At 56.6% G+C, this 23,578-nt stretch carries 18 protein-coding genes and 1 pseudogene; 6 read left to right on the plus strand and 13 right to left on the minus strand.

Annotated features, from left to right (window positions below; all coding sequences use genetic code 11):
- A partial coding sequence (locus tag ACLQ7H_RS08415) for an NAD-dependent epimerase/dehydratase family protein (RefSeq protein ID WP_411752273.1) occupies positions 1–1,255 on the minus strand: 1,255 nt, incomplete at its 3' end.
- A 153-nt stretch (positions 1,256–1,408) separates the two neighbouring features.
- Between ACLQ7H_RS08415 and ACLQ7H_RS08420 the strand changes: the two genes are divergently transcribed.
- Positions 1,409–1,756: a DUF1294 domain-containing protein gene (locus ACLQ7H_RS08420; protein ID WP_411752274.1), complete on the plus strand. Its 348-nt coding sequence runs from the start codon at positions 1,409–1,411 to the stop codon at positions 1,754–1,756.
- A 62-nt stretch (positions 1,757–1,818) separates the two neighbouring features.
- Here the strand turns inward: ACLQ7H_RS08420 and ACLQ7H_RS08425 are convergent, their stop codons facing one another.
- From ACLQ7H_RS08425 to ACLQ7H_RS08450, 6 genes and pseudogenes are all read right to left on the minus strand, one after another.
- Positions 1,819–2,811 carry an MBL fold metallo-hydrolase gene (locus tag ACLQ7H_RS08425; protein WP_411752275.1) on the minus strand — a complete coding sequence of 331 codons (993 nt, stop codon included), beginning with the start codon at positions 2,809–2,811 and terminating at the stop codon, positions 1,819–1,821.
- A gap of 92 nt (positions 2,812–2,903) precedes the next feature.
- Positions 2,904–3,920 carry a low-specificity L-threonine aldolase gene (ltaE, locus tag ACLQ7H_RS08430; RefSeq protein WP_411752276.1) on the minus strand — a complete coding sequence of 339 codons (1,017 nt, stop codon included), beginning with the start codon at positions 3,918–3,920 and terminating at the stop codon, positions 2,904–2,906.
- Positions 3,921–4,028: 108 nt separating this feature from the next.
- Positions 4,029–5,749: pseudogene (gene poxB / locus ACLQ7H_RS08435) on the minus strand (ubiquinone-dependent pyruvate dehydrogenase).
- Between the two features lie 127 nt (positions 5,750–5,876).
- Positions 5,877–6,881 (minus strand): NADH oxidoreductase, encoded by a 1,005-nt coding sequence (gene hcr / locus ACLQ7H_RS08440; RefSeq protein ID WP_411752277.1) that lies wholly within the window; start codon positions 6,879–6,881, stop codon positions 5,877–5,879.
- 55 nt (positions 6,882–6,936) lie between these two features.
- Complete coding sequence (hcp, locus tag ACLQ7H_RS08445; protein ID WP_411752278.1) at positions 6,937–8,586, minus strand: hydroxylamine reductase; 1,650 nt, start codon at positions 8,584–8,586, stop codon at positions 6,937–6,939.
- Between the two features lie 180 nt (positions 8,587–8,766).
- Positions 8,767–9,663, minus strand: coding sequence for a lysine exporter LysO family protein (locus ACLQ7H_RS08450; protein WP_411752279.1), 897 nt, complete (start codon positions 9,661–9,663; stop codon positions 8,767–8,769).
- Positions 9,664–9,831: 168 nt separating this feature from the next.
- On the opposite strand from ACLQ7H_RS08450, the gene ACLQ7H_RS08455 reads away from it, so the two are divergent.
- A complete protein-coding gene (locus ACLQ7H_RS08455) occupies positions 9,832–11,487 on the plus strand; it encodes an ATP-dependent endonuclease (protein WP_411752280.1) in 1,656 nt (551 codons plus the stop codon).
- On the opposite strand, the gene ACLQ7H_RS08460 is transcribed toward ACLQ7H_RS08455, so the two are convergent.
- The gene (locus ACLQ7H_RS08460; protein WP_411752281.1) at positions 11,484–12,425 is read right to left on the minus strand and encodes a VirK/YbjX family protein; all 942 of its coding nucleotides are present in this window, start codon (positions 12,423–12,425) and stop codon (positions 11,484–11,486) included. The two genes, ACLQ7H_RS08455 and ACLQ7H_RS08460, sit on opposite strands and share 4 nt — an antisense overlap.
- Positions 12,426–12,621: 196 nt before the next feature.
- Here ACLQ7H_RS08460 and macA point away from each other — a divergent pair, with 196 nt between their 5' ends.
- Together macA and macB are read left to right on the plus strand one after the other, a co-directional pair.
- Positions 12,622–13,737: a macrolide transporter subunit MacA gene (macA, locus tag ACLQ7H_RS08465; protein ID WP_411752282.1), complete on the plus strand. Its 1,116-nt coding sequence runs from the start codon at positions 12,622–12,624 to the stop codon at positions 13,735–13,737.
- Positions 13,737–15,683: a macrolide ABC transporter ATP-binding protein/permease MacB gene (gene macB / locus ACLQ7H_RS08470; protein ID WP_411752283.1), complete on the plus strand. Its 1,947-nt coding sequence runs from the start codon at positions 13,737–13,739 to the stop codon at positions 15,681–15,683. Before macA ends, macB begins: the two co-directional genes overlap by 1 nt.
- Positions 15,684–15,760: 77 nt before the next feature.
- Here the strand turns inward: macB and cspD are convergent, their stop codons facing one another.
- Positions 15,761–15,982, minus strand: a complete 222-nt coding sequence (gene cspD, locus ACLQ7H_RS08475) for a cold shock-like protein CspD (protein WP_021804952.1) — start codon at positions 15,980–15,982, stop codon at positions 15,761–15,763.
- A gap of 344 nt (positions 15,983–16,326) precedes the next feature.
- Between cspD and clpS the strand changes: the two genes are divergently transcribed.
- Together clpS and clpA are read left to right on the plus strand one after the other, a co-directional pair.
- Positions 16,327–16,647, plus strand: coding sequence for an ATP-dependent Clp protease adapter ClpS (gene clpS / locus ACLQ7H_RS08480; RefSeq protein WP_411752284.1), 321 nt, complete (start codon positions 16,327–16,329; stop codon positions 16,645–16,647).
- Between the two features lie 26 nt (positions 16,648–16,673).
- Positions 16,674–18,953 (plus strand): ATP-dependent Clp protease ATP-binding subunit ClpA, encoded by a 2,280-nt coding sequence (gene clpA, locus ACLQ7H_RS08485; RefSeq protein WP_368463094.1) that lies wholly within the window; start codon positions 16,674–16,676, stop codon positions 18,951–18,953.
- A gap of 264 nt (positions 18,954–19,217) precedes the next feature.
- On the opposite strand, the gene infA is transcribed toward clpA, so the two are convergent.
- From infA to cydD, 4 genes are all read right to left on the minus strand, one after another.
- Positions 19,218–19,436: a translation initiation factor IF-1 gene (gene infA, locus ACLQ7H_RS08490; RefSeq protein WP_002211347.1), complete on the minus strand. Its 219-nt coding sequence runs from the start codon at positions 19,434–19,436 to the stop codon at positions 19,218–19,220.
- Positions 19,437–19,542: 106 nt separating this feature from the next.
- The gene (gene aat, locus ACLQ7H_RS08495) at positions 19,543–20,268 is read right to left on the minus strand and encodes a leucyl/phenylalanyl-tRNA--protein transferase (RefSeq protein ID WP_411752285.1); all 726 of its coding nucleotides are present in this window, start codon (positions 20,266–20,268) and stop codon (positions 19,543–19,545) included.
- Between the two features lie 30 nt (positions 20,269–20,298).
- Positions 20,299–22,035: a heme ABC transporter ATP-binding protein/permease CydC gene (gene cydC, locus ACLQ7H_RS08500; RefSeq protein WP_411752286.1), complete on the minus strand. Its 1,737-nt coding sequence runs from the start codon at positions 22,033–22,035 to the stop codon at positions 20,299–20,301.
- Between the two features lie 2 nt (positions 22,036–22,037).
- Positions 22,038–23,578, minus strand: a 1,541-nt coding sequence (gene cydD, locus ACLQ7H_RS08505; protein ID WP_411752287.1) for a heme ABC transporter permease/ATP-binding protein CydD, incomplete at its 5' end; no start/stop codon positions are given.

Below are 23,578 nucleotides of genomic sequence, written 5' to 3' on the forward strand. Positions count from 1 at the left end.
GACGGCCAAGCCCCGGCGCTTTCATCCCGAACATCAATGCCAACTGCCGTAATGGTTTCTTGGTGATCACCTTCCAGCCATCGACCAGATCGCCGATTTCCAGGGTGTCACGCTGCGGTCGGCCATAAACGACTCCGTTACCGATCATATCGTCCATGCGGGCGCGGATTTGCCACAGGATGTTGGCGTAGAAGTAGCCCTCTTTGCCGCCCAACTGCTGCACGACATGCCATAGCGCTTCACTCGAGGCCTGCGTATCCAGTTCACAGCCTGCATGTTTGGGGTAGAAGCCATAACCAGGGCGCCAGCGGGCCCGGGCTTCAGGATCGTAACCCCAATCGGCAGAGTCGACCACCTCATCTTCGCGACGTAGCGTTTCCTTCACTGCCTCATCAAAGGTTTGTAGCGGCTGTGGGATCAAGGCTTGTAGCGGTTTGCCATCGGCAGGTAGGTCATGGTTCAGACCCTGGATGAGCGCGCTGGCAATCGAGGTCGGCACAGAAGTGATCATGCTGATAAACCATACCGAGATAAAACGTGTCGGCAGAGGTACCGGGATCAGCCAGCGCTTTTTGCCGCTGATCTTGATAAAGCGCTCGAACATAGTTTGGTAACTAATGTACTCCGGCCCAGCCACGTCAAAAATCCGGTTTTCCTGCGCCGGGTGTTGCTGTAGTTCAGTCAGGTAAGTGAGCAGGTTATCCAGTGCGACCGGGGACGATTTTGACCGTACCCAACGCGGCGGCGTCAGGATCGGCAGGTTATAAACCATATCGCGCATGATCTCGAACGCGGCTGACCCTGGGCCAACCACGATACTGGCGCGCAATTCGGTGACAGGAATACCACTTTGGCGCAGGATTTCGCCGGTCAGTTTACGGGCGATGAGGTGAGGGGAGCTATTGCCCTCTGGTTGCAGTGCGCCAAGGAAAATAACCTGTTTTACCGTGGATCCCCGCAGGGCATCTCGCAGGTTCTCTGCCGCCTGGCGCTCCTTTTCGATAAAATCATCGCCATCGCCCATGCCGTGGATCAGGTAGTAAACGGCATCGATCTGCCATAGCGCCGCCGTTAGCGTTTCTGGACGGTAGATATCCACGTAGCGGCAGCTTACGTGCGGCCAGTTTTGTTCTTCCAACCATTCTATGCGGCGCGCTGCGGCGGTGATCTCGTGGCCCTGCTCGATCAAACGGGGGATCAGGTGTTGGCCGATGTAACCGCTGGCTCCAAGAACCAGAATACGTTGGGAGGTCATTGCGCTGCCTTAGATTATTGATGTTAATGTGAGCGGAAATTATAGGATGCCAAATTAGCGGGCTAATTGCACTTTTTGCATGGGTATCCCTTGTTGCATCTGCAGGGAGGGCAGTTCACACTACGCTGCGATCAAGCAACGAGCCCATGCCCGATGAAAATCAATTCTTTGTGTTATTTCCTGCTGCTAATTGCCCTGGCTGGCAGCCTGTGTTTTCCCACTCCGCTGTGGACCTGGCTGCTGCTGGTAAACCTGCTGACCCTGCTGATTTACGGTGCCGATAAGCTGGCCGCCTGCAAAGGTTGGCAACGGGTGCCGGAAATCACCCTGCTGCTGTTCGGCGTGCTGGGTGGTTGGATCGGGGCTATTATCGGGCAACGAATGTTCCGCCATAAAACGCAGAAACAGCCGTTCAAAACCTATTTTATCCTCAGCGTGGTGCTGAACCTGCTGCTGATATTAGCGGTGGGTTACTGGCTCTATGGCCGGATGGTGGTTTGAGTTACCGCAATGTGCACATTTAAACGGGCGCCGCATGCGCCGCCCGTTGTCATCAATCTGCGTTAAGGTTTCTTCTCGCCAACGACCACCGGAGCATATTCAACCGGTACCCACGCATAGCCTTTACCTTCGACGCGCACGTGGCCCAGGCCAGGGAAAGGTAAGTGTGCTCCGCCAACCCACAGTTTGTTTTCAGCCGCATCGGCAAACACCTTCTGCCGGGTAGCGATCGCCTGTTTGGAGTCCGTGTCAAAATCCACCGCGACTTCAGGTTTGGCAAACTGTAAAGAGTGACTGTGGACGATATCCCCCCACAACAGCAGTTTCTGGCCGCCGGAGCTGAACAGGTAAGAGGCATGCCCAGGCGTGTGGCCCGGTGTCGCAATCACCTCCAACTCTGGCAGCAACTGTTCCCCTGGGCTGTACAATTTCAGCTTGCCTTGGTCGGCATAAGGGGCCACGGCATCCTGAGCCATTTTGAACATCGGCTGCGCATCCTTTGGCGCTTTGAGCGCCATCTCTTTACTCAGCCAATAGTCACCATCGGCCTTGGAGGCATAAACGGTGGCGTTAGGGAAGGCGGCTTTGCCCTGATCGGTTATGCCACAGGCGTGATCGGGATGCAGATGCGTCAGCAATATCATGTCAACCTGCTCTGGCTGATACCCGGCCGCGCGCAGGTTGTTCTTGATGGCACCCAACGTCGGCCCAAAGCACTGTGCGGTACCGGCATCAACCAATACCAGATGCGTACCGGTATTCACCAGAAACGCGTTAACCGCCGTCTGTATGCCTGACTTACTGTCGGTAAACATGCGGGCGAACAGCTTTTGCATATCCGGCTCGCTGACACCGTGGAACAGTTTGCTGTCCAGATTAACGTAACCGTCGTACAGCGCCGTCACCTCCAGGTTACCCAACATCATGCGGTAATAGCCGGGAGCCTGCGTTTGCTGTTGGGCTGGAGCCGGGGCAGCGCTGGCTGGCAAGGTAAACATCATTCCACTGCTAGCGAGGGTGAGAGCTAATAACGTCTGGCGCAATTTATGACTCATAGAGGATATCCCTTCAGGTTTTGGAACTAGGCTGAGATAGTGGGTTTGGCGAGAGCCGGAAAGCGGGGCCTCCCGGCGTTACTGCAAAAAAGTCACGCGTGTTGCTGTAAGAATTCCTGCCACAGATCGACCACTTTTTGCAGTTCCTGGCGGCTAACGTTGAGGTGCGTCAGGATACGGGTCAACGGCCCGGCGCTGATTAACACGCCACGTTCACGCATCCAGGGGCCGAGCTTGGCCGCCAACTCCGGGGATTGGCGCAGGTATAGCACGTTGGTTTGTGCGCCCGGTTCGGCGATATCTACGCCAATGTCACGCAACTGCTGCTCGAGCCATTTGGCGTTGTCATGATCTTCTTTCAGCCGCTCGACGTTGTGCTCCAGTGCATATAGCCCGGCAGCTGCCAGAATACCGGCCTGGCGCATACCGCCACCGGTCATCTTGCGCCAGCGGATGGCACGTTGGATAAACTCTTCGCTACCGCAGAGCAGCGAGCCGACCGGTGCACCCAGGCCTTTTGACAGGCAAATGGTGAAAGTATCGCAATACTGGGCAAGGGTTTTCAGCGGCACGTTAAGCGCCACCGCCGCGTTGAAAATGCGCGCGCCGTCAATGTGCAGGGCCAGCTTGTGTTCACGGGTGAACTGCCAGGCCTGTTGCAGATACTCCAGCGGCAGCACTCGGCCACTGATGGTGTTTTCCAGGCTCAGCAGACGAGTCTTGGCGAAGTGAATATCATCGGGCTTGATGGCGGCGGCGACTTTGTCTAACGGCAGCGTACCATCAGGATTGGCTTCGATCGGCTGGGGCTGAATACTGCCCAGCACGGCGGCACCACCGGCTTCATATTTGTAGTTATGCGCCTGCTGGCCAACGATATATTCCTCACCGCGCTGGCAATGGCTCAGCAGGGCTACCAGGTTGGCCTGGGTGCCGGTGGGCAGGAATAATGCCGCCTCTTTGCCTGAGAGCCTGACCGCTTCGGCCTGGAGGGCATTGACGGTGGGATCGTCGCCATACACGTCGTCGCCGACGTCAGCCTGAGCCATGGCGGTGCGCATCTCTGCGCCAGGTTGGGTAACGGTGTCACTGCGTAAATCGATAAGCATACGGGTCCTTGGTAGCCGATGAGGAAGAGGCTTTCATCATAACCGGATTAGCGCGGGGCAAAAGCGGAAAATGCAGGGGACAACCAACTTCATTGTCCCCAGAGGCGATTAACGCAGCCAGTTGGTTTTAGCCAGTTCGACGACCTCATCACCCCGGCCGTTGATGATGGCGCGCAGCATATACAGGCTGAACCCTTTAGCCTGCTCGAATTTGATCTGCGGCGGCATCGCCAGCTCTTGTTTGGCCGTAACCACGTCGAGCAAGGCCGGGCCAGGATGGGCCAGCATTTCCTGTAATGCCGCATCCAGGTCAGAGGCCTTTTCTACCCGAATGCCTTTGATACCCGCCGCATTGGCGATGGCGGCAAAGTCCGGGTTATGCAGATCGGTGCCGTCGGTAAGGTAGCCACCGGCCTTCATCTCCATCGCTACAAAGCCCAGCACGCTGTTATTGAACACTACCACTTTGACTGGCAGCTGCAACTGGGCCAGCGACAGAAAATCCCCCATCAGCATGGTGAAACCGCCGTCACCGCACATGGCGATCACCTGTTTATCCGGTTCGGTGGCCTGGGCACCAATCGCCTGTGGCATGGCGTTGGCCATTGAGCCATGGTTGAACGAACCGAGCAGGCGGCGTTTGCCGTTCATTTTCAAATAACGCGCTGCCCATACCGTTGGCGTGCCGACATCGCAGGTGAAGATGGCATCCTGCGTGGCGTAGTGGCTGATTTGCTGTGCCAGATACTGGGGGTGGATCGGCTGGTCATCGTTGGCGGTAGCCAATCCATCGAGATCTTTACGTGCTTCCCGGTAATGCTCCAGCGCCTTATCCAGAAACTTGCGATCGTTTTTGGCTTGCAACTGCGGCAGTAAGGCGCTGAGCGTCGTTTTGATATCGCCCATCAGTGCCATATTGACCGGGCAATGGGCGCCAATACTGCCAGGGTTGATATCGATCTGAATGATATTGGCATGGGTAGGATAAAACGCCCGGTACGGGAACTGAGTGCCGAGTAGCACCAGCGTATCCGGTTCATCATGGCGTGGTAGCCAGAAGAGAAACCGATCAACCCGGTCATGCCGACGCTGTAAGGGTTATCCCATTCGATGTGCTCTTTACCGCGCAGGGCGTGCACAATCGGGGCCTGCAGCAGTTCAGCCAGTTTGACAACTTCGTCATGCGAGCCGGCGCAGCCGCTGCCGCACATCAGGGTGATGTTTTTAGCGTTGTTCAGCGTTTCGGCCAGTTTTTGCAGCTCGCTCATTGGTGGCTGCATCAATGGGTGCGCTGGCGTACGCCACACCATACTGGCATCTTCCGGGGCCATTTGCAGGGCGACATCCCCCGGCAGCACAATCACCGAGACGCCACGGTTGAGGATCGCTTTACGCATGGCTATTTCAAGCACTCGCGGCAGCTGTTCTGGATTAGAGACCAACTCGCAGTAGTGGCTGCATTCGCGGAACAGCTCTTGCGGGTGGGTTTCCTGAAAATAACCACTGCCGATCTCGCTGGTAGGAATATGGGCGGCAATGGCCAGCACCGGGACGTGATTGCGGTGGCAATCGAACAGGCCGTTGATCAGGTGCAGGTTGCCGGGACCGCAAGAACCTGCGCAGACCGCCAGTTGGCCGGTGAGCTGGGCTTCGGCACCGGCAGCAAAGGCGGCGACCTCCTCGTGGCGGGTGCCCATCCAGGCGATGGTTCCCATCCGGTGCAGGCTGTCACTCAGGCCGTTGAGCGAATCGCCGGTCACGCCCCAAATCCGTTTAACACCTGCCTGTTCCAGCGTTTTGGCGATCAGCGTGGCTACTGTTTGCTTCATCGTTCCTCCAGTCATTATCCAAAATGAGGGGTACTAGCCTGATTAGAGGCAAACACAAAGTGTAGAAGGGGATTAGGGGATACGCTTACCGATATGTGCCCCATCGGGAAGATGGGGCTGCGTGGCGTTAGGCGAGAGTGACGTCACCTTGTAGCTGGCAGCTACAGGCCAGTACGTAGCCTTGCTCGATTTCCGCTGGGGTTAACGTCATGGTGCTGGTGGTGGTGTAGTGGCCATCGATAATACGGGTTTTGCACGAGCCGCAAACGCCAGCACGGCAGGCGGCATTGACCGGTAACTTATGGGCTTCCAACGCTGCGAGCAAGGTGCTGCCGACCGGCACTCGGAATTCACGCAGCGGCTGACCGATGCGCATTGTTAACTGTTCACTTTTCCCATTATCCAGCTCTGCCGAGGTGTGGAACTGTTCCTGGTGGAAGTTGGCTTCAGGCACACCAAGCCCCAGGCAAAGCTGCTCAACCTGTTGCATGTAATGGGCCGGGCCACAGGTCATCACGGTGCGCGAGGCAATATCCGGTGCGGCCTGCTGCAACACCTGTTCATTGATGCGGCCAGACAGAAAACCGGCTTGTGCATCCTGCTCTGCCATCAATATCAGTTGCAATTGTGGGTGGGCAGCACATAGCCGTTGCCACTGTTCGGCAAAAATCACATCGGCCGGAGTACGGACGTTAAAGATCACCCGGATATCGCATTGTGGGCGGTTTACCACCAGCCAGCGGCACATGGAGATTATTGGCGTGACGCCACAGCCTGCGGCCAGCATCAGGTAACGATCGCTAGGGTGTTGCACACAGCTGAATTCTCCCTGGGCGTCTGATAACCAAAGTGTTTGACCAGGTTTGACGTCTTGCGTCAGCCAGCGTGAACCAATGCCATCAGCCAGACAACGCACGCTGATGCTGATAAATGGACTCAGACCGGGTGAAGAGGAGAGGGTGTAAGCGCGCAGCGTGTCTTCACTGTCGTGAATGCTGACCAGCGCAAACTGACCTGGCTGATAAGGATAAAAGTCGTTATTGATCAGGTTCAGCGTCCAGACGTCGGCGGTTTCCTGTTGCAGGGAGTGCACCTGCATCGGGTTGGGGCAAAGTGGGCTGGGTTGGCTCATAGGGCACCTCAAAACAAACGGGGCCGCCGCGTTGGGCAGCCCCGGAACCACGGCCTTAGCCGAGAAGGGTTTGCATATCCTGCTCTACGGTGGTGACCGAACGCAGGCCGAATTTTTCATTCAGCACTGCCAACAGATTGTCGGTCAGGAAGGCCGGGGCGCTTGGGCCGGTGACGATATTTTTCACCCCAAGAGACAGCAGCGTCAGCAGAATGACGATCGCTTTCTGTTCGAACCACGACAGCACCAGGCTGAGCGGCAGGTCGTTGACCGTGCCGCCGACTTTCTCGGCGAGTTTGACTGCCAGCATCACGGCGGAATAGGCGTCGTTGCATTGGCCAACGTCCAGCAGGCGTGGCAGCCCTTCCAGCGTGCCGAAGTCCAGCTTGTTGAAGCGGTATTTACCGCATCCCAGCGTCATGATCAGGCAATCTTGCGGCACGCTGCGGGCAAAATCGGTGAAGTAGCTGCGTTCATCACGGCTGCCGTCACAGCCACCCACCAGAAATACGTGGCGCAGTTTTTTCTGTACTACCAGGTCGACCACGGTATCGGCGGCGCTGAGCAGCACCTCACGGCCAAAACCGACGGTGATCAGTTGTTCAATTTCGCTGTAAGGGAAGCCAGCCAACTGCTGCGCTTGAGCGATCACGGTGCTGAAATCATCCCCTTCCAGATGGTTGACGCCAGGCCAGCCAACGATGCTGCGTGTCCAGATGCGATCGCCATAATTGCCCACGTTCGGATCGATAATGCAGTTGGAGGTCATGACGATCGAGCCTGGGAATTTGGCGAACTCGGTCTGCTGATTCTGCCAGCCGCTGCCGTAGTTACCCACCAGGTGCGGGAATTTTTTCAGCTCCGGATAGCCATGAGCCGGTAACATTTCGCCGTGGGTATAGACGTTGACGCCGGTGCCTGCGGTCTGTTCCAGCAGCAAGCGCAGATCTTTCAGATCGTGGCCGGAAATCAGGATTGCCTTGCCCGCCACCGGGCGCACGTTGACCGTGGTCGGCTGCGGATTGCCAAAGGCGCCGGTTTCGCCGCGATCCAGAATAGCCATCACGCTGAAGTTCATTTTGCCGATGGCCATGGAGTTGTTCAGCAGGGTGTCCAGATCGCTCGGTTGGGTGCCCAACCAGGCCATAAAGGCGTGGTAATCGGCATAGATCTGGTTGTCGAACTGCCCCAGCACATGAGCATGTTCCATATAGGCGGCGGCCCCTTTCAGGCCATACAGGCACAGCATACGCAGGCCGTGGATATCGTCGCCTACTTCGGCTTTATCTTTATTGAGGGCAAACTGCGCGGCCTGTTGTAACAGCGCAGGCATATCGTTGCCAGCCAGTTGCAACTGGGCCAGAGGATGGTCGACCTGCACACTGGCGTCGAGCAGGCGGCAGCGAACCGCCAGCGAGTCACGCAGGGCAATGGTGTCACGTGCATAACCGATAATACGTTCGGAATCGAAGTTAACGTTGGTCAGCGTAGAGAAGAAGGCGCGCGGGGAGAAACTGTCAACATCATGATCGATAATGCCCAGCGCACGTGCCTGCAAGGCCCAGGCTGAGAGCCCTTGCAGCGCTGCTATCAACAGATCCTGCAGGTCTGAGGTTTCTGCCGTTTTACCGCACATCCCTTGAGCGTAGGAGCAGCCGTTGCCTGCCGGTGTCCGGATGGTTTGTTCACATTGCACACAGAACATAATCGCTTCCTTTTTTAAAGTTGCATTTATAATGCTTGTTTTGAAGCATAGATCGATGACGCAACCTTAAAAAGGCTTTTGTGACACAACGTTAACAAAGATTGATTTAGAACAAGTTAGTGTGCGGATGGGAATTATTACGCTTTGAGCATCGGGCGCGGCGAACCGCGCCCGTGGGCGTCAGGAGAACAGGGCGATTAACACCGGAGCTAACAGGCTCAGCAGGAATCCGTGTACGATGGCCGGAGGCACCATTTCTATCCCGCCGCTGCGTTGAAGGACCGGCAGCGTGAAGTCCATTGAGGTAGCACCACATAAACCCAATGCCGAGGAGCGGCTGCGACGCACCAGCGTTGGGAGCAGCATAATGGCCACCAGCTCACGAGCCAGATCGTTGAAGAAGGCGGCGCTGCCCATCACTGGGCCATAGGCGTCGGTGATCAGGATGCCGGAAAGGGAATACCAGCCAAAACCCGAAGCCATCGCCAAACCGGCTTTCAGCGGCAGCCCCAACAGCAGTGCGGCCACTGCCCCCCCCACCAGCGAACTGACCGCTACCACCAGGGCGACCATCATGCCACGGCGATTGAGGGCAATCTGGCGCAGCGTCATCCCACTGTTGCGTAGCTGCGCACCTACCAGAAACAGCAGAAACAGTAGGGCATACTCATTGCCTTGGCCGGCAAATTGCAGCCAGTGCCACTGGGTGAGGCCCAAGGCAAAGCCAGCTACCACCACCCCACAGAGCTTCAGGGATTCCAATGCCATATGCAGGCGCGAGGGCAACGTTTCTTGCTTGTGAGCACTGTGCCAGGGGCGGCGGCGTTCAAACAGCGATAGCCACAGGAGATTGGCGCAGAAAATGCACAGAAAAAACACCAGAGTGTACTGAAAGATCAGCATCAGATTACTGCTGAGGTTTTCCAGGAATGCCAGGCTGATCCCCATAATGAACAGGATCACATAGACCATCCAGCTCAGCAGGCGGTTAATGACCCGGATCAGGGTGACGCTACGCAAGGGGACAAGATAACCGACGATCAGCGGTATCAGTATAATCAGCAGTCCTGAGTACATGTGAAACGAGCGTCCTTTAATTTGGGATAATACGGCAAACCCAACACGCTAACCAAAATGGGCGGCGGAGTAAAGTGGCGGATTTACGCTGTTTGCCGTACGTCTGCTTGACCTACAATGGCTTTATTGCTCATCCTCAAGATATCGGGCGAATAAAGGAGTCAGCAGATGTACCTGGAGCGTATTGAGATTGTAGGATTCCGCGGTATCAACCGGCTTTCACTGATGCTGGATGATAATACCGTGCTACTCGGGGAAAATGCCTGGGGCAAGTCCAGCCTGCTGGACGCCATGACCTTTTTGCTGGCACCCGAACAGACGCTGTACCGCTTTGAAGCCAAAGACTTCTACTTCCCGCCAGGCGACGAGGCGGCCAAAGATCGTCATTTGCAGATCATCTTCACCTTTTGTGAAAAGGATACCGGCCATGCGCATCTGCCGCGCTATCGCCATCTTTCGCCGCTGTGGTCAAAGGGGGAAGATAACCTGAGCCGCATTCATTACTGCAGCGAAGGGGAATTAGATGATGATGGCACGGTATGCACCTGGCGGCGTTTTCTTGATGCCGATGGCAACGCCTTGCACTTACACCATATCGATCAACTGGTGCACGCCCTGATCCGTATTCATCCTGTGTTGCGGCTACGTGATGCGCGCTTTATCCGCCGCCTGCGCCCCAGTTCACTCAGCGATCGCCTTCCTGCCGATAACGAAGCCCTGGCGCAGCAGTTGGATCAACTGACGCGTGAACTGGTGCGCAATCCGCAAAAGCTGACCAATGCCGAACTACGGCAGGGGCTGGCGGCGATGCAGCAGTTGCTGGAACACTATTTTGCCGAGCAAGGTTCGCAGGTTGCCGGGCCACGCCATCGTCGCCAACCGGAACAACAGGCGTGGCGATCGTTGGATAGCATCAACCGCATGATTGCCGAGCCTAACAGCCGCAGTATGCGATTGATCCTGCTGGGGATGTTCTCTACGCTGCTGCAGGCCAAAGGCAACGTAAAACTCGATCCCCATGCCCGGCCACTATTGTTGGTAGAAGACCCGGAAACGCGGCTGCACCCAATCATGCTGTCGGTGGCCTGGGGATTACTCAACCAGATGCCGTTGCAGCGCATTACCACCACCAACTCCAGCGAGCTGGTATCGTTGGTGCCGGTGGAGCATATTTGCCGCCTGGTGCGCGAATCGGCCCGCGTTGCCACCTATCGCCTTGGGCCAAAGGGGCTAAGTGCGGAGGATGGGCGGCGCATTGCGTTCCACATCCGCTTTAACCGGCCTGCCTCGCTGTTTGCCCGCTGCTGGCTGCTGGTGGAAGGGGAGACCGAAGTCTGGCTGCTCAACGAACTGGCACGCCAGTGTGGCTATCGTTTCGAGTCCGAAGGTGTACGGGTGATTGAGTTTGCCCAATGCGGGCTGAAACCCCTGCTGAAGTTTGCTCGGCGCATGGGGATTCAATGGCACGCTCTGGTGGATGGCGACGAAGCTGGGAAAAAATACGCTAATACCGTGCGCAGTATGCTGGATAACCACGAAGATAACGAGCGCGATCGTCTAACAGCGCTGCCCGCGCCGGATATGGAACACTTCATGTATCGGGAGGGATTCAGTTCGGTCTATCACCGGGTGGCCTCGATACCGCTAAAGGTACAGATGCCAGTGCGCAAGGTGATCCTCAAAGCAGTGCATCACACTTCCAAGCCCGATCTGGCGATTGAGGTGGCTATGCAGGCCGGGGCGTGGGGCACCGACTCGGTGCCACTGTTGTTGAAGAAAATGTTCTCCCGCGTGATGTGGCTGGCGCGGGGGCGGGCGGACTAAGAAAAGTGGTTGCTAATCCCCTGTTGCAGCTCATCCAGTAACTGGTAACGGCGGCGATATTCCGCGCGTTTTTTGCTGGCGATGGTTTCCATCGGCTTGCGGCCAATGCGCTCGGGTAACAGGAAATAGCCGTTATCGAGTTGCTTGCCGCCCATGGAAAGCCAGAACCGATCGTAATCAGCATGCAACTGACTTTTCTTTTTGTGGTGGTAGCGCCAGTTTTGGTAAATATGGGTGGTGTTGCCTACCGCGATCAACTGCCGGATACCCAACTGTTGGGCCAGGTGGCAAATGCCTTCCAACACCAGGCGTTTTGGAAACAGGCCGTGGCAGGCTTTGGTCGTATTCTGGATCTCAGCGTGCGGCACCGTGGAATTGGCGCCTTGCACACCGCCGATAAATAACGTGGGTTGTTGCTGGTAATTCATCAAGGTGAAGGTCATTTCAGCCAGCATGACCCCTTGGCTATTGCGCAACAGCAGGGTCGTTTCCCCCTCTTTATTCAAGTGGTCCAGAGAGGCCAGTTGCAGGCAGATGTGCTCACCATTTTTGTCCTGTGCGCGGCTTAAGGTAAAGGGATGGCTGCCGAGTTGGCCGAGGTGCATCTTCAGCGGCATGCGTTGGGCGAGCAAATCGTAGTGATCGCGCAGGGCAAACAGACGGTCGATGCGGCTCATGTTGTCCGCCAGATAGGGGCGATGCAGTTTGCAGGGCAGATAGGGCTGTGCGCTTAAAATCTCATCCAGCAGAGGGTTGGCAGCCAGCGTGTTGAGCAGGCTACGAGTCGTTGGCCAGCAGAGCAGCGAACGGCCAAGAAACTTAAGGCGGAATGACGTTTTTTTCCAGGCATTGCTGGGCACTTTCTCGCCGTTGATCAGTGCCGTCATCAGTTGGCTGGCCGGTTTGGCCGATATGAGTGGATAGCTGAGCTGAGACATGATGAAATCCTGGTTGGTGTCCAAATGACTATTTCATCAAGGTTTCACTAAACAGGAGTTCAATACGGCATGGCAAAATTGCATTGCTCGAAATACGTTGAGCCTGGGTTTAGTTATTGGTTACGACCATGATAATTTACTTGAGTTGCCGAGGTAGGCAGCCTGAGAACGACAGGAAAATAGGTAGGAACAGACATTGACGTGGTTATTCAAAGGTAAAAAACGCGGGTTGGTGGTGAGCGCCGTTCTGGTGGCGATCGCCATTGTGACTTATTGGCGCTTTAGCCATCCGACCCCGGTAGAGTTTAAAACGGTCAAGGTGGTTAAACGCGATCTAGAGCAAAGCGTATTGGCGACCGGCCAACTGGATGCGGTGCGTAAGGTTGATGTGGGGGCTCAGGTCAGTGGGCAGTTGGAGAGCCTGAAGGTCGAGATTGGCGATAAGGTGCAAAAAGGCCAACTGCTCGGCATTATCGATCCCGAACAGGCACAAAACAGCATTCGCGAAGGTGAAGCTACGCTACAAGAACTGCAAGCCCAGCTGAAACAGGCTTTGGCAGAGCAACAACTGGCGGCGGTGACCTTGCAACGTAACCGCGAACTGGCCAAGGTACAGGCGGTGTCGCGCCAGGATTTGGATAAATTCACCACTGAGCTGGCGGTAAAAAAAGCGCAGGTTGAAACCATCAGAGCGCAGATCGCTAAAAATCAGGCCAGCCTGGATACCGCCAAGATCAATCTGGCTTATACCCGTATCGAAGCGCCGATGGACGGTGATGTGGTGCAGATCACCACCTTGCAGGGTCAGACGGTGATCGCCGCGCAGCAGGCGCCCAACATTCTGACGTTGGCAGACATGAGTACCATGCTGGTGAAGGCCCAGGTTTCTGAGGCGGACGTGATCCATCTCAAACCGGGGCTGAAAGCCTGGTTTACCGTGTTGGGGGACCCGAGCAAACGTTTTGACGGCGTGCTGAAAGATATTCAGCCCACGCCAGAGAAGGTCAACAACGCCATTTTCTATTACGCGCGTTTCGAAGTGCCAAACCCACAGGGCTTGCTGCGTCTGCAAATGACCGCGCAGGTGCATATTCAGCTGGCTGGCGTCAGTGATGCGCTGGTGATCCCGCTGGCGGCATTGGGGGATCAGATCGCCGATAACCGTTATCACATTTCGGTGCTGCAACAGGGCAAGGAAGAGAAGCGGGAAGTCACGATCGGCATTCGCAACAATGTGGATGTGCAGATTGTCAGCGGGTTGCAGGCCGGTGAAGAGGTGATCGTCAGCCGCGGCGGCGCGGAGGCCAGTTGATGACGGCACTGTTAGAACTGAGTGATATCCGGCGCAGCTACCTCTCCGGCGATCAGACCGTTGACGTGCTGAAAAACGTCAGTCTGCGCATTGATGCCGGTGAGATGGTAGCGATTATGGGGGCCTCTGGCTCCGGTAAATCGACGCTGATGAACATTCTCGGCTGCCTGGACAAACCCAGCGCCGGAACTTACCGCGTGGCCGGACAGGACGTGGCAACGCTGGATGGCGATGCGCTGGCCCAACTGCGGCGCGAGCATTTTGGTTTTATCTTCCAGCGTTATCATCTGCTACCCCATCTGAGTGCGGCGCATAACGTGGAGATGCCTGCGGTTTATGCCGGGCTGAGCAAGACGGCACGGCGTGAAAGGGCCGCGGCTTTGTTGCAACGTCTGGGGTTGGGGGAACGTATCACCTACCGGCCAAGCCAGCTTTCGGGTGGGCAGCAGCAGCGCGTCAGTATTGCGCGGGCATTGATGAACGGCGGCCAGGTGATCCTGGCGGATGAACCGACCGGGGCGCTTGACAGCCATTCCGGTGAAGAGGTGATGACGATCCTCAAGCAACTGCGCGAGCAGGGGCATACGGTGATTATCGTCACGCACGATCCGGCGGTAGCACAGCAGGCAGAGCGGATTATCGAAATCCGCGACGGGGAAATCATCGCCGACTCTCGGCCACAGGCGCAGGGGAATCCGCAGGCTAAAATGCTGGATATGGCTACGCTAGCGCCCTCCTGGCAGCAGATGGTTGGCCGTTTCCGTGAGGCGTTGGTGATGGCCTGGCGGGCCATGGCGGCCAACAAGATGCGCACGGCGTTAACCATGCTGGGGATCATCATCGGCATTGCCTCGGTAGTCTCGATCCTGGTGATCGGCGACGCGGCCAAGCAGATGATCCTGGCAGACATCAAATCCATCGGTACCAACACGGTGGATGTCTACCCCGGTAAAGACTTTGGTGACGACGATCCCACCTTCCGCCAGGCGTTGAAGTATGGCGATCTAAGCGCGTTGCGTGAGCAGCCCTATGTCAGTGCGCTTTCGCCTAATATCAGTAGCAGCATGCGGCTGCGGTTTGGCAATATTGATGTGGCTGCCAACGTGGCGGGCGTCAGTGAACAGTATTTTCGGGTTTACGGCATGACGCTTTCCCAGGGGGTCGGCATCGATACCCTGCAGGTGCAATCCCAGGCGCAGGTGGTGGTGATCGACGCCAATACCCAGCGGCGGCTGTTCCCCCATCAAAAAAACGTGGTGGGTGAGGTGATCCTGATCGGTAATATGCCAGCCACGGTGGTTGGTGTGGCGGAGGAAAAGCAGTCGATGTTCGGCAGCAGCAAGACGCTGAGCGTATGGGTGCCCTATAGCACGATGGCCAATCGCCTGATGGGCAACGACTATTTTGACTCGATCACCGTGCGTATCCGCGAGGGCTATAACAGCCAGGAGGCGGAACAGCAGTTGACGCGGTTACTGACGTTGCGCCACGGCAAGAAAGACTTCTTCACCTACAACATGGACAGCCTGGTGCAAACCGCGGAGAAAACCACCCGAACGCTGCAACTGTTCCTGACCCTGGTGGCGGTGATTTCGCTGGTGGTTGGCGGGATTGGGGTGATGAATATCATGCTGGTCTCGGTAACGGAAAGGACGCGTGAAATCGGCATTCGCATGGCGGTAGGGGCGCGCTCAGGCGATGTCCTGCAACAATTCCTGATCGAGGCGGTGTTGGTGTGCCTGGTGGGGGGCGCATTGGGGATCGCACTGTCGTTTGCCATTGGCCTGCTGGTGCAATTAGCGATGCCGGGCTGGCAGATCAGCTTCCCGCCGGTGGCCTTACTGAGTGCGTTCTTGTGTTCCACCGGGATTGGCGTGGTGTTCGGCTATCTGCCGGCACGAAGTGCCGCGCGGTTGAACCCGATTGACGCGTTGGCACGGGAATAACAGGCAAAAATAAAATGCCAGTCGTACGGCGGCTGGCATTTTGAGTTGGTAGTGCAGAAGTGGCTGAAGGGGCGCGTTTAGGCCATTGCCTCGCTTTCCAGCGGCATAATCAGGCTCGCGTGGTTCCCTTTCGGCCCTTGATGCACGTCGAACCTGACCTGTTGGCCAGCTTTCAACGTTCGGTAGCCATCCATTTTAATTGTTGAATAGTGCGCGAAGATATCTTCACCGCCGCCTTCCGGGCAGATAAAGCCGAACCCTTTGGCGTTATTGAACCATTTAACCGTACCCGTCTCCATGCTGCTACATCCCTCGCAATGCTACTTTTAAGATGAGATGAATAACTGATCCAGGTGAGTACCAACTGGTCAAAAGACCAACAACCCACAAAATCACACTCTAGAGCAAATGATCAACACGTCAAGGGATCGGCCAATGACCGTGTCGGGCAGTTCACCAAAGTTTGAAGTAGTTAACGCTATTGACATGGTTTGGTAACAAAATATGGCAGTGGCAAGGGCGATTAATCGCTTTGCGCTGCGGCACGTTAACCGCGAAGATGGTAAAATAGTCTTGATACTCCCGTTTGAATAACCCGAACATGGCCCCATATACTGAGGCATGGCAGAGAAGATGAGCAGCAATGGGCAATAACAACGATTGGCTAAATATTGAACACTTGGCCGAAGAAAAACAAATCGATGCGGTAAAACCGCCGTCAATGTATAAAGTTATACTTAACAACGACGATTACACACCGATGGAATTTGTGATTGACGTTCTGCAAAAGTTCTTTTCTTATGATATTGAACGTGCAACGCAACTGATGCTCACGGTCCACTATCAAGGCAAGGCGATCTGTGGTGTTTTTACCGCCGAGGTGGCGGAAACCAAAGTGGTCCATGTGAACCGTTACGCAAGGGAGAATGAGCATCCGTTGCTCTGTACGCTGGAAAAAGCCTGAAAAGGCAATCTATTGGGGAGGTGCCTATGCTCAATCAAGAATTGGAACTCAGTCTCAACATGGCTTTCGCCAGAGCGCGCGAGCACAGACATGAGTTTATGACCGTGGAGCACCTGTTGCTGGCGTTACTCAGCAACCCTGCCGCGCGCGAAGCGCTCGAGGCTTGTACGGTGGATCTGGCCGCATTACGCCAGGAGCTGGAAGCCTTTATCGAACAAACCACACCAACGCTGCCCACCAGCGAAGAGGAGCGCGACACCCAGCCGACGCTCAGCTTCCAGCGTGTACTGCAGCGTGCGGTATTCCACGTGCAGTCCTCCGGCCGGAGCGAAGTGAGCGGTGCCAACGTGTTGGTGGCGATCTTCAGCGAACAGGAGTCCCAGGCGGCATACCTGCTGCGTAAACACGACGTCAGCCGTCTGGACGTGGTGAACTTCATTTCACATGGCACACGTAAAGATGAGCCGGGCCAGGCACCTAATGCGGAAAACCCGGTAAACGAAGAGCAGCCTGGAGGGGAAGACCGTATGGAAAACTTCACCACCAACCTCAACCAACTGGCCCGCGTTGGCGGTATCGATCCGCTGATCGGCCGTGACCGTGAACTGGAGCGCGCCATTCAGGTGCTGTGCCGCCGCCGTAAAAACAACCCGCTGCTGGTGGGGGAATCCGGCGTAGGTAAAACCGCCATTGCCGAAGGGCTGGCCTGGCGGATCGTGCAGGGTGACGTGCCAGAGGTGATGGCAGACTGCACGCTTTACTCGCTGGATATCGGCTCATTGCTGGCGGGCACCAAATACCGTGGCGATTTCGAGAAGCGCTTCAAGGCGCTGCTCAAACAGCTGGAGCAGGACAAGAACAGCATCCTGTTTATCGACGAAATTCACACCATCATCGGTGCTGGTGCGGCTTCCGGTGGGCAAGTGGATGCCGCCAACCTGATCAAACCTCTGCTGTCGAGCGGCAAGATCCGGGTGATTGGCTCCACCACCTATCAGGAATTCAGTAATATTTTCGAAAAAGACCGTGCCCTGGCGCGTCGCTTCCAGAAAATAGACATTACCGAACCGACGCCGGAAGAGACCATTCAGATCATCAACGGTCTGAAAACCAAGTACGAAGCGCACCATGACGTGCGTTACACCGCTAAAGCGGTGCGTGCTGCGGTAGAACTGTCGGTGAAATATATCAACGACCGTCATCTGCCGGACAAAGCGATCGACGTGATCGACGAGGCTGGTGCGCGGAGCCGGTTGCTGCCGGTGAACAAGCGTAAGAAAACGGTCAACGTGGCGGATATCGAATCCGTGGTTGCGCGCATTGCACGTATCCCGGAAAAAACCGTCTCCGCCAGCGATCGCGACGTGCTGAGAAGCCTGAGCGACCGCCTGAAAATGCTGGTGTTTGGCCAGGATCCTGCCATCGAGGCGCTGACCGAAGCGATCAAGATGAGCCGTGCCGGTCTGGGCCAGGATCGCAAGCCGGTGGGTTCCTTCCTGTTCGCCGGGCCGACCGGGGTAGGGAAAACCGAGGTTACCGTGCAGCTGGCGAAGGCGCTGGATATCGAGCTGCTGCGGTTTGATATGTCCGAATATATGGAACGTCATACCGTCAGCCGCCTGATTGGTGCGCCTCCGGGCTACGTCGGTTACGATCAGGGCGGCCTGCTGACCGATGCGGTGATCAAGCATCCGCACGCGGTGGTACTGCTGGATGAAATCGAAAAAGCGCACCCGGACGTGTTCAACCTGCTGTTGCAGGTAATGGACAATGGGACGCTGACCGATAACAACGGCCGTAAAGCCGACTTCCGTAACGTGATCCTGGTGATGACCACCAACGCCGGGGTACGCGAAACCGAACGCAAATCGATTGGCCTGATCGAACAGGACAACAGCATCGACGCGATGGAAGAGATCAAGAAGGTGTTTACGCCAGAATTCCGTAACCGTCTGGACAACGTCATCTGGTTCAACCATCTGTCTCCTGCGGTGATCCAGCAGGTGGTTGACAAATTTATCGTCGAACTGCAGGCACAGCTGGATGCGAAGGGCGTGTCGATGGAAGTGAGCGACGAAGCGCGTGACTGGCTGTCGGTGAAAGGCTATGACCGTGCGATGGGTGCTCGTCCAATGGCGCGTGTGATGCAGGAAAGCCTGAAAAAACCGCTGGCCAACGAACTGCTGTTTGGCTCTCTGGTTGACGGCGGCTCGGTGAAGGTCGAGCTGGATGCAGATAAGAAACAGCTGACTTACCACTTCCTCAGCGCCCAGAAGCGTAAAGCGGATGAAGGTGCGGTGCACTAAGCGGTAGGCCGGGAATAAAAAAGCGATGCCTTGGCATCGCTTTTTTTATACGTATAAATGGGCGCAGCATGCGGCGCCCCTACGATCGTACATGAATTCAGTTCACAAGGCCGAACCTGTCGCCCTTATAAAATGAGTGAGCCCTCTCAGTTTACCTGCGCCAACACAACTCGGTGGAGAACGTTGCTGCGGGGGTAAACGGAAAGGGCTCTTTTGAGGGATCACATCCTCGGTGTCGCCAGTGGCTGGCGACGGGTGAGCCGATTAACGGCTACGGAAGACAATGCGGCCTTTGCTCAGGTCGTACGGGGTCAGCTCTACAGTGACTTTGTCACCCGTCAGGATGCGGATATAGTTTTTGCGCATTTTACCGGAGATATGAGCGGTAACCACGTGCCCGTTTTCCAATTCAACACGGAACATGGTGTTCGGCAGCGTATCAAGAACGGTGCCCTGCATTTCAATATTGTCTTCTTTGGCCATCGAATCCTCTAGGTGTAACTACCTTAGTTTTTAACCGGCAAGATAATGCCGAAAAACCCACATTATGTAAAGGAGTGTCGGTGAACAATGCACCGATTCCACAAAATTAGTCAGTTTGGGAGGGCAGTTCAACCAGCTGTGGGGGTATGACTTGCGGCAGCCAACATTCCGGCGCTAACGTCCTGCGCTGAAGGTTGCTCAACTGCTGCAAAAATTGGCGGCGGGGGATTTCTCTCGCTCCAAGCCGGGCAGTGTGAGCGTTAAGCACCTGACAGTCAACCAATTCCCCACCATAACCGGCAAAATGGCGGCAAAACGCCCATAAAGCATACTTTGATGCATTGGTGGTGCGGCTGAACATCGACTCACCGCAGAACAGGGCCCCTTGGGCGACACCGTAGAGGCCGCCAACCAGCTCTTCCCCCTGCCACACCTCAATGGAATGGGCATGCCCGAGGTGATGTAATTGTAAATAGGCTTGCTGCACCTCCTCGCCGATCCAGGTGCCTTCATCTGGGCGGTATGAGCAGGCGGCGATCACGGCGGCAAAATCATGATTTAGGGTAATGCGGAACGGAGGGTTGCGCAGGAATCGCTTGAAGCTGCGGCTGACATGGTATTCCACTGGGAATAGCACCGCCCGTGGATCGGGTGACCACCAGAGGATGGCTTCCCCAGGCGAATACCAGGGGAAGATCCCACGCTCATAGGCTGCCAGCAGCCGCGTAGGCGTCAAATCGCCACCGATGGCCAACAGTCCGTTAGGATCGTGCAGGGCGGCCTCTGGTGAGGGAAACGCTACAGACTGCGATGACAGCTTAACAATGCGCATAAAACCTCTTAGCGTCGCCCACAGGCGGTTTTACAGCGATAGATTACTGATACGTTGGTGAAATTGGGCGTAACGACCAGGCTGGCGCATTAGCGCCGCGTGGCTGCCTTGTTCCACGATACTGCCACCGTCCATCACGCAGATGCGATCGAAATGCTCCAGCCCATAGAGTCTGTGAGTCACCAGAATTAACGTCTTGCCGCGGCAATGCTGGCGGAGCAGGGCCAGGATCTGTTGTTCGGTTTCGGCATCCAGCCCTTCGGTTGGCTCATCAAGCAGCAATAGCGGGGCTTGATGCAGCAGGGCGCGGGCAATGCCCAAACGGCGTTGCTCACCACCGGAAAGCTGCCGGCCACCTTCACCCAACCAGGCATTCAGCCCCTCATTTTCCAGCAGCTTATCCAGACCAACTTGTTGCAGTGCGTGGTTTAACTCCTCATCGGTGGCCGCAGGTGCGGCGATACGCAGGTTTTCACGTAGGGTACTGCTGAAGATATGCACCCGTTGGCTCACTACCGTCGTCATGGCACGCAGCGTAGATTCATCATAGCTAGCCAGTGGCTGTCCGTTGAGCTGAATTTGGCCACCGTCGGCATTCCAGGCGCGGGTCAGCAATTGCAGCAGGGTCGATTTCCCACAGCCGGTACGGCCCAATAGCGCGATGTGCTCACCCGCGGCGATGTTCAACGTCACGTTGGTCAACACCGGTAGCGGCTGGTCGGGATAGGTGAAGGACACCTCGCTCAGTTGCAGCTCTGCGCCTGACTGTGAGGCTGGACCGCTGGCAGGGAAGGTGACTTCCGGTTGCTGATCGATGATCTGCTTGACCCGGGTTGCCGAAGCGATTACCTGGCCCAGATGTTGGAACGCGGCAGCGACGGGCATCATGGCTTCAAAAGAGGCCAGGGCAGCAAAGGCAAACAGGGCAATCAGGGCACCGGGTTGAGTATCGCCACCGATCCCCGCGGCGGCAAGCCACAGCAATAGCGTGACGGTGAGGCCACTTGCCAGGATCATCAGCGCCTGGGCAATCCCTCCTAGCGAAGCCTGCTGCCACTGGCGGCGCTGCCAGCGCTGTTCGGTAGCGTTGAGTTTATGCCGGAAACCGTCCAGCGCGCCAAACACCACCAGTTCGGCCTGCCCCTGTAGCCAGGCGGTCAGGTCGGTGCGGTACTGGCTGCGTAACAAGGTCAACTCTTCCCCAATAGGCTTACCTGCGCGATAGAAGATCGGCGGAACGGCCAGCAACAGCAATAACAAAATTCCGCCCAGCGTCAGGGCTAACGGAACATCCAGCCAACTGAGGCCGAAGGTGACTACTACAATGACCACCGCAGCGCTGACCATTGGCGAAATAACGCGTAGGTACAGGTGGTCGAGTGTATCAACGTCGGCAACCAGGCGGTTGAGCAGCTCAGCCTGACGGAAACGGGCAATACCACCCGGTGACAGCGGCAGGATCTGACGGAAGGTAAATACCCGCAGATGGGACAACACACGGAAGGTAGCGTCATGGCTGACGACCCGTTCTGCATAACGCCCGGCGGTACGGAAGATTGCCGCACCCCGAACGCCCGCGGCCGGTAGCATGTAGTTGAAGGTATATAACCCCGCCAGCCCGGCCAGCGAAGAGGCAGCCAGGAACCAGCCGGACAGCGCCAGCAGGCCAATGCTGGCCAGCAGGGTGACGATAGCCAGCACGATACCCAGTAAAATCAGAAACGTGTGGCGGCGATACAACGCCAGGAATGGCAGCAAAACGCGCATGATTATAGCTCCCCGCTGCGGTGTGCAATCAGTTTGGCAAACAGACCGGGCTGGGTGCTGAGCGTGGCGTAGTTGCCCTGCTGGACGATTTTTCCGCTGTCCATCACCCAAATCTGGTCATAATCTTCGGTATCTTCCAACTGGTGCGTGACCAACAGCGTGGCCTGCTGGTGAGACGCTGCATTCAGCGCCTGCATCACCAAACGTTCGCTGTGGGCATCCAGGCTGGCCGCAGGTTCATCCAGTAACAGCAAACGGCGGGGGCTGAGCAGCGCTCGCGCCACGGCCACACGCTGAGCTTGCCCAACGGAAAGCCGGGCAGCGCCATCGCCCAGATCGGTTGCCAATCCCTTGGGTAAATGCGGCAGGAATTCACTGACGTAAGCCTGCTCGACGGCCTGTTGCAATTGGGCCTCGCTGGCCTGTGGGTTGCCGAGCAGAATATTGTCCCGCAGCGTTTGGGCTGGCAGATGGGGGTTTTGACCCACCCAACCCAGTTGCTGACGCCAGTTAACCGCAGCCAACTCGCGCAGTTCGATACCGTTGATCAGCAACGATCCCCGATAGGGCAGGAAGCCCAACAGCAGATTCAGCAACGAACTCTTCCCGGCACCGCTAAGCCCGACCAAGGCAATACGCTGATTGGCGGACAAGGTAAAATCTAGCGGCCCCGCAAGCACTACGCCATTGGGAGAGAGGATTTCCAACTGCTGTGCCTGCACGGTCAGTGGTTCTTCGCTATTTAGCGTTTGGGAGCCATTGCCAACCTGCTCCCCCTCGGCGGCCAGGAAGGTTTCCAGCGCTTCGGCAGCGCCCACGGCCTGGGCTTTGGCATGGTAAAAGGCGCCCAGATCGCGCAGCGGTTGGAAAAACTCCGGTGCCAGGATCAGCACCAGAAAACCGGCAAACAGCGTAACGCCCGTGCCATAGCTGCCAAAATCCAGCTCACCGAGGTAGGAGAAGCCAAAATAGACTGCCACCACGGCGATGGAAATCGAGGCGAAGAATTCCAGCACGGCGGAGGAGAGGAAGGCCAGGCGCAGCACTTCCATAGTGCGCTGGCGGAAATCTTCCGAGGATTTGGCAATGTGATTGGTTTCCGCCTGGCCGCGATTAAACAGGCGCAGGGTATCCAGGCCGCGCAGGCGATCGAGGAAATTGCCGCTGAGCCGGGCCAGCGCGATAAAGTTACGGCGGTTGGCATCGGCCGCCCCCATGCCGACCAGCGCCATAAACAATGGGATCAGCGGGGCGGTAGCCAGCAGGATAAACCCAGCCGCCCAGTTGATCGGGAAGACGGTGATCAGGATCAGCACCGGGATAAACACGGCCAGATACATTTGCGGCAGATAGCGGGAATAGTAATCCTGCATGTCCTCAATCTGCTCAACGATGATGCTGGCCCAGCTCCCGGCCGGCTTGCCCTGGATCCAGGCGGGGCCAAGCTGTTGCAGCTTATCCAGCACCTGCGCACGCATACGCTGGCGAATGACCTGCCCGCAGATGAAGCCGACCCGTTCGCGCAGCCAGCTCAGGAAGGCGC

The sequence above is a fragment of the Serratia sp. (in: enterobacteria) genome (assembly GCF_046715635.1).
Taxonomy (GTDB): domain Bacteria; phylum Pseudomonadota; class Gammaproteobacteria; order Enterobacterales; family Enterobacteriaceae; genus Chania.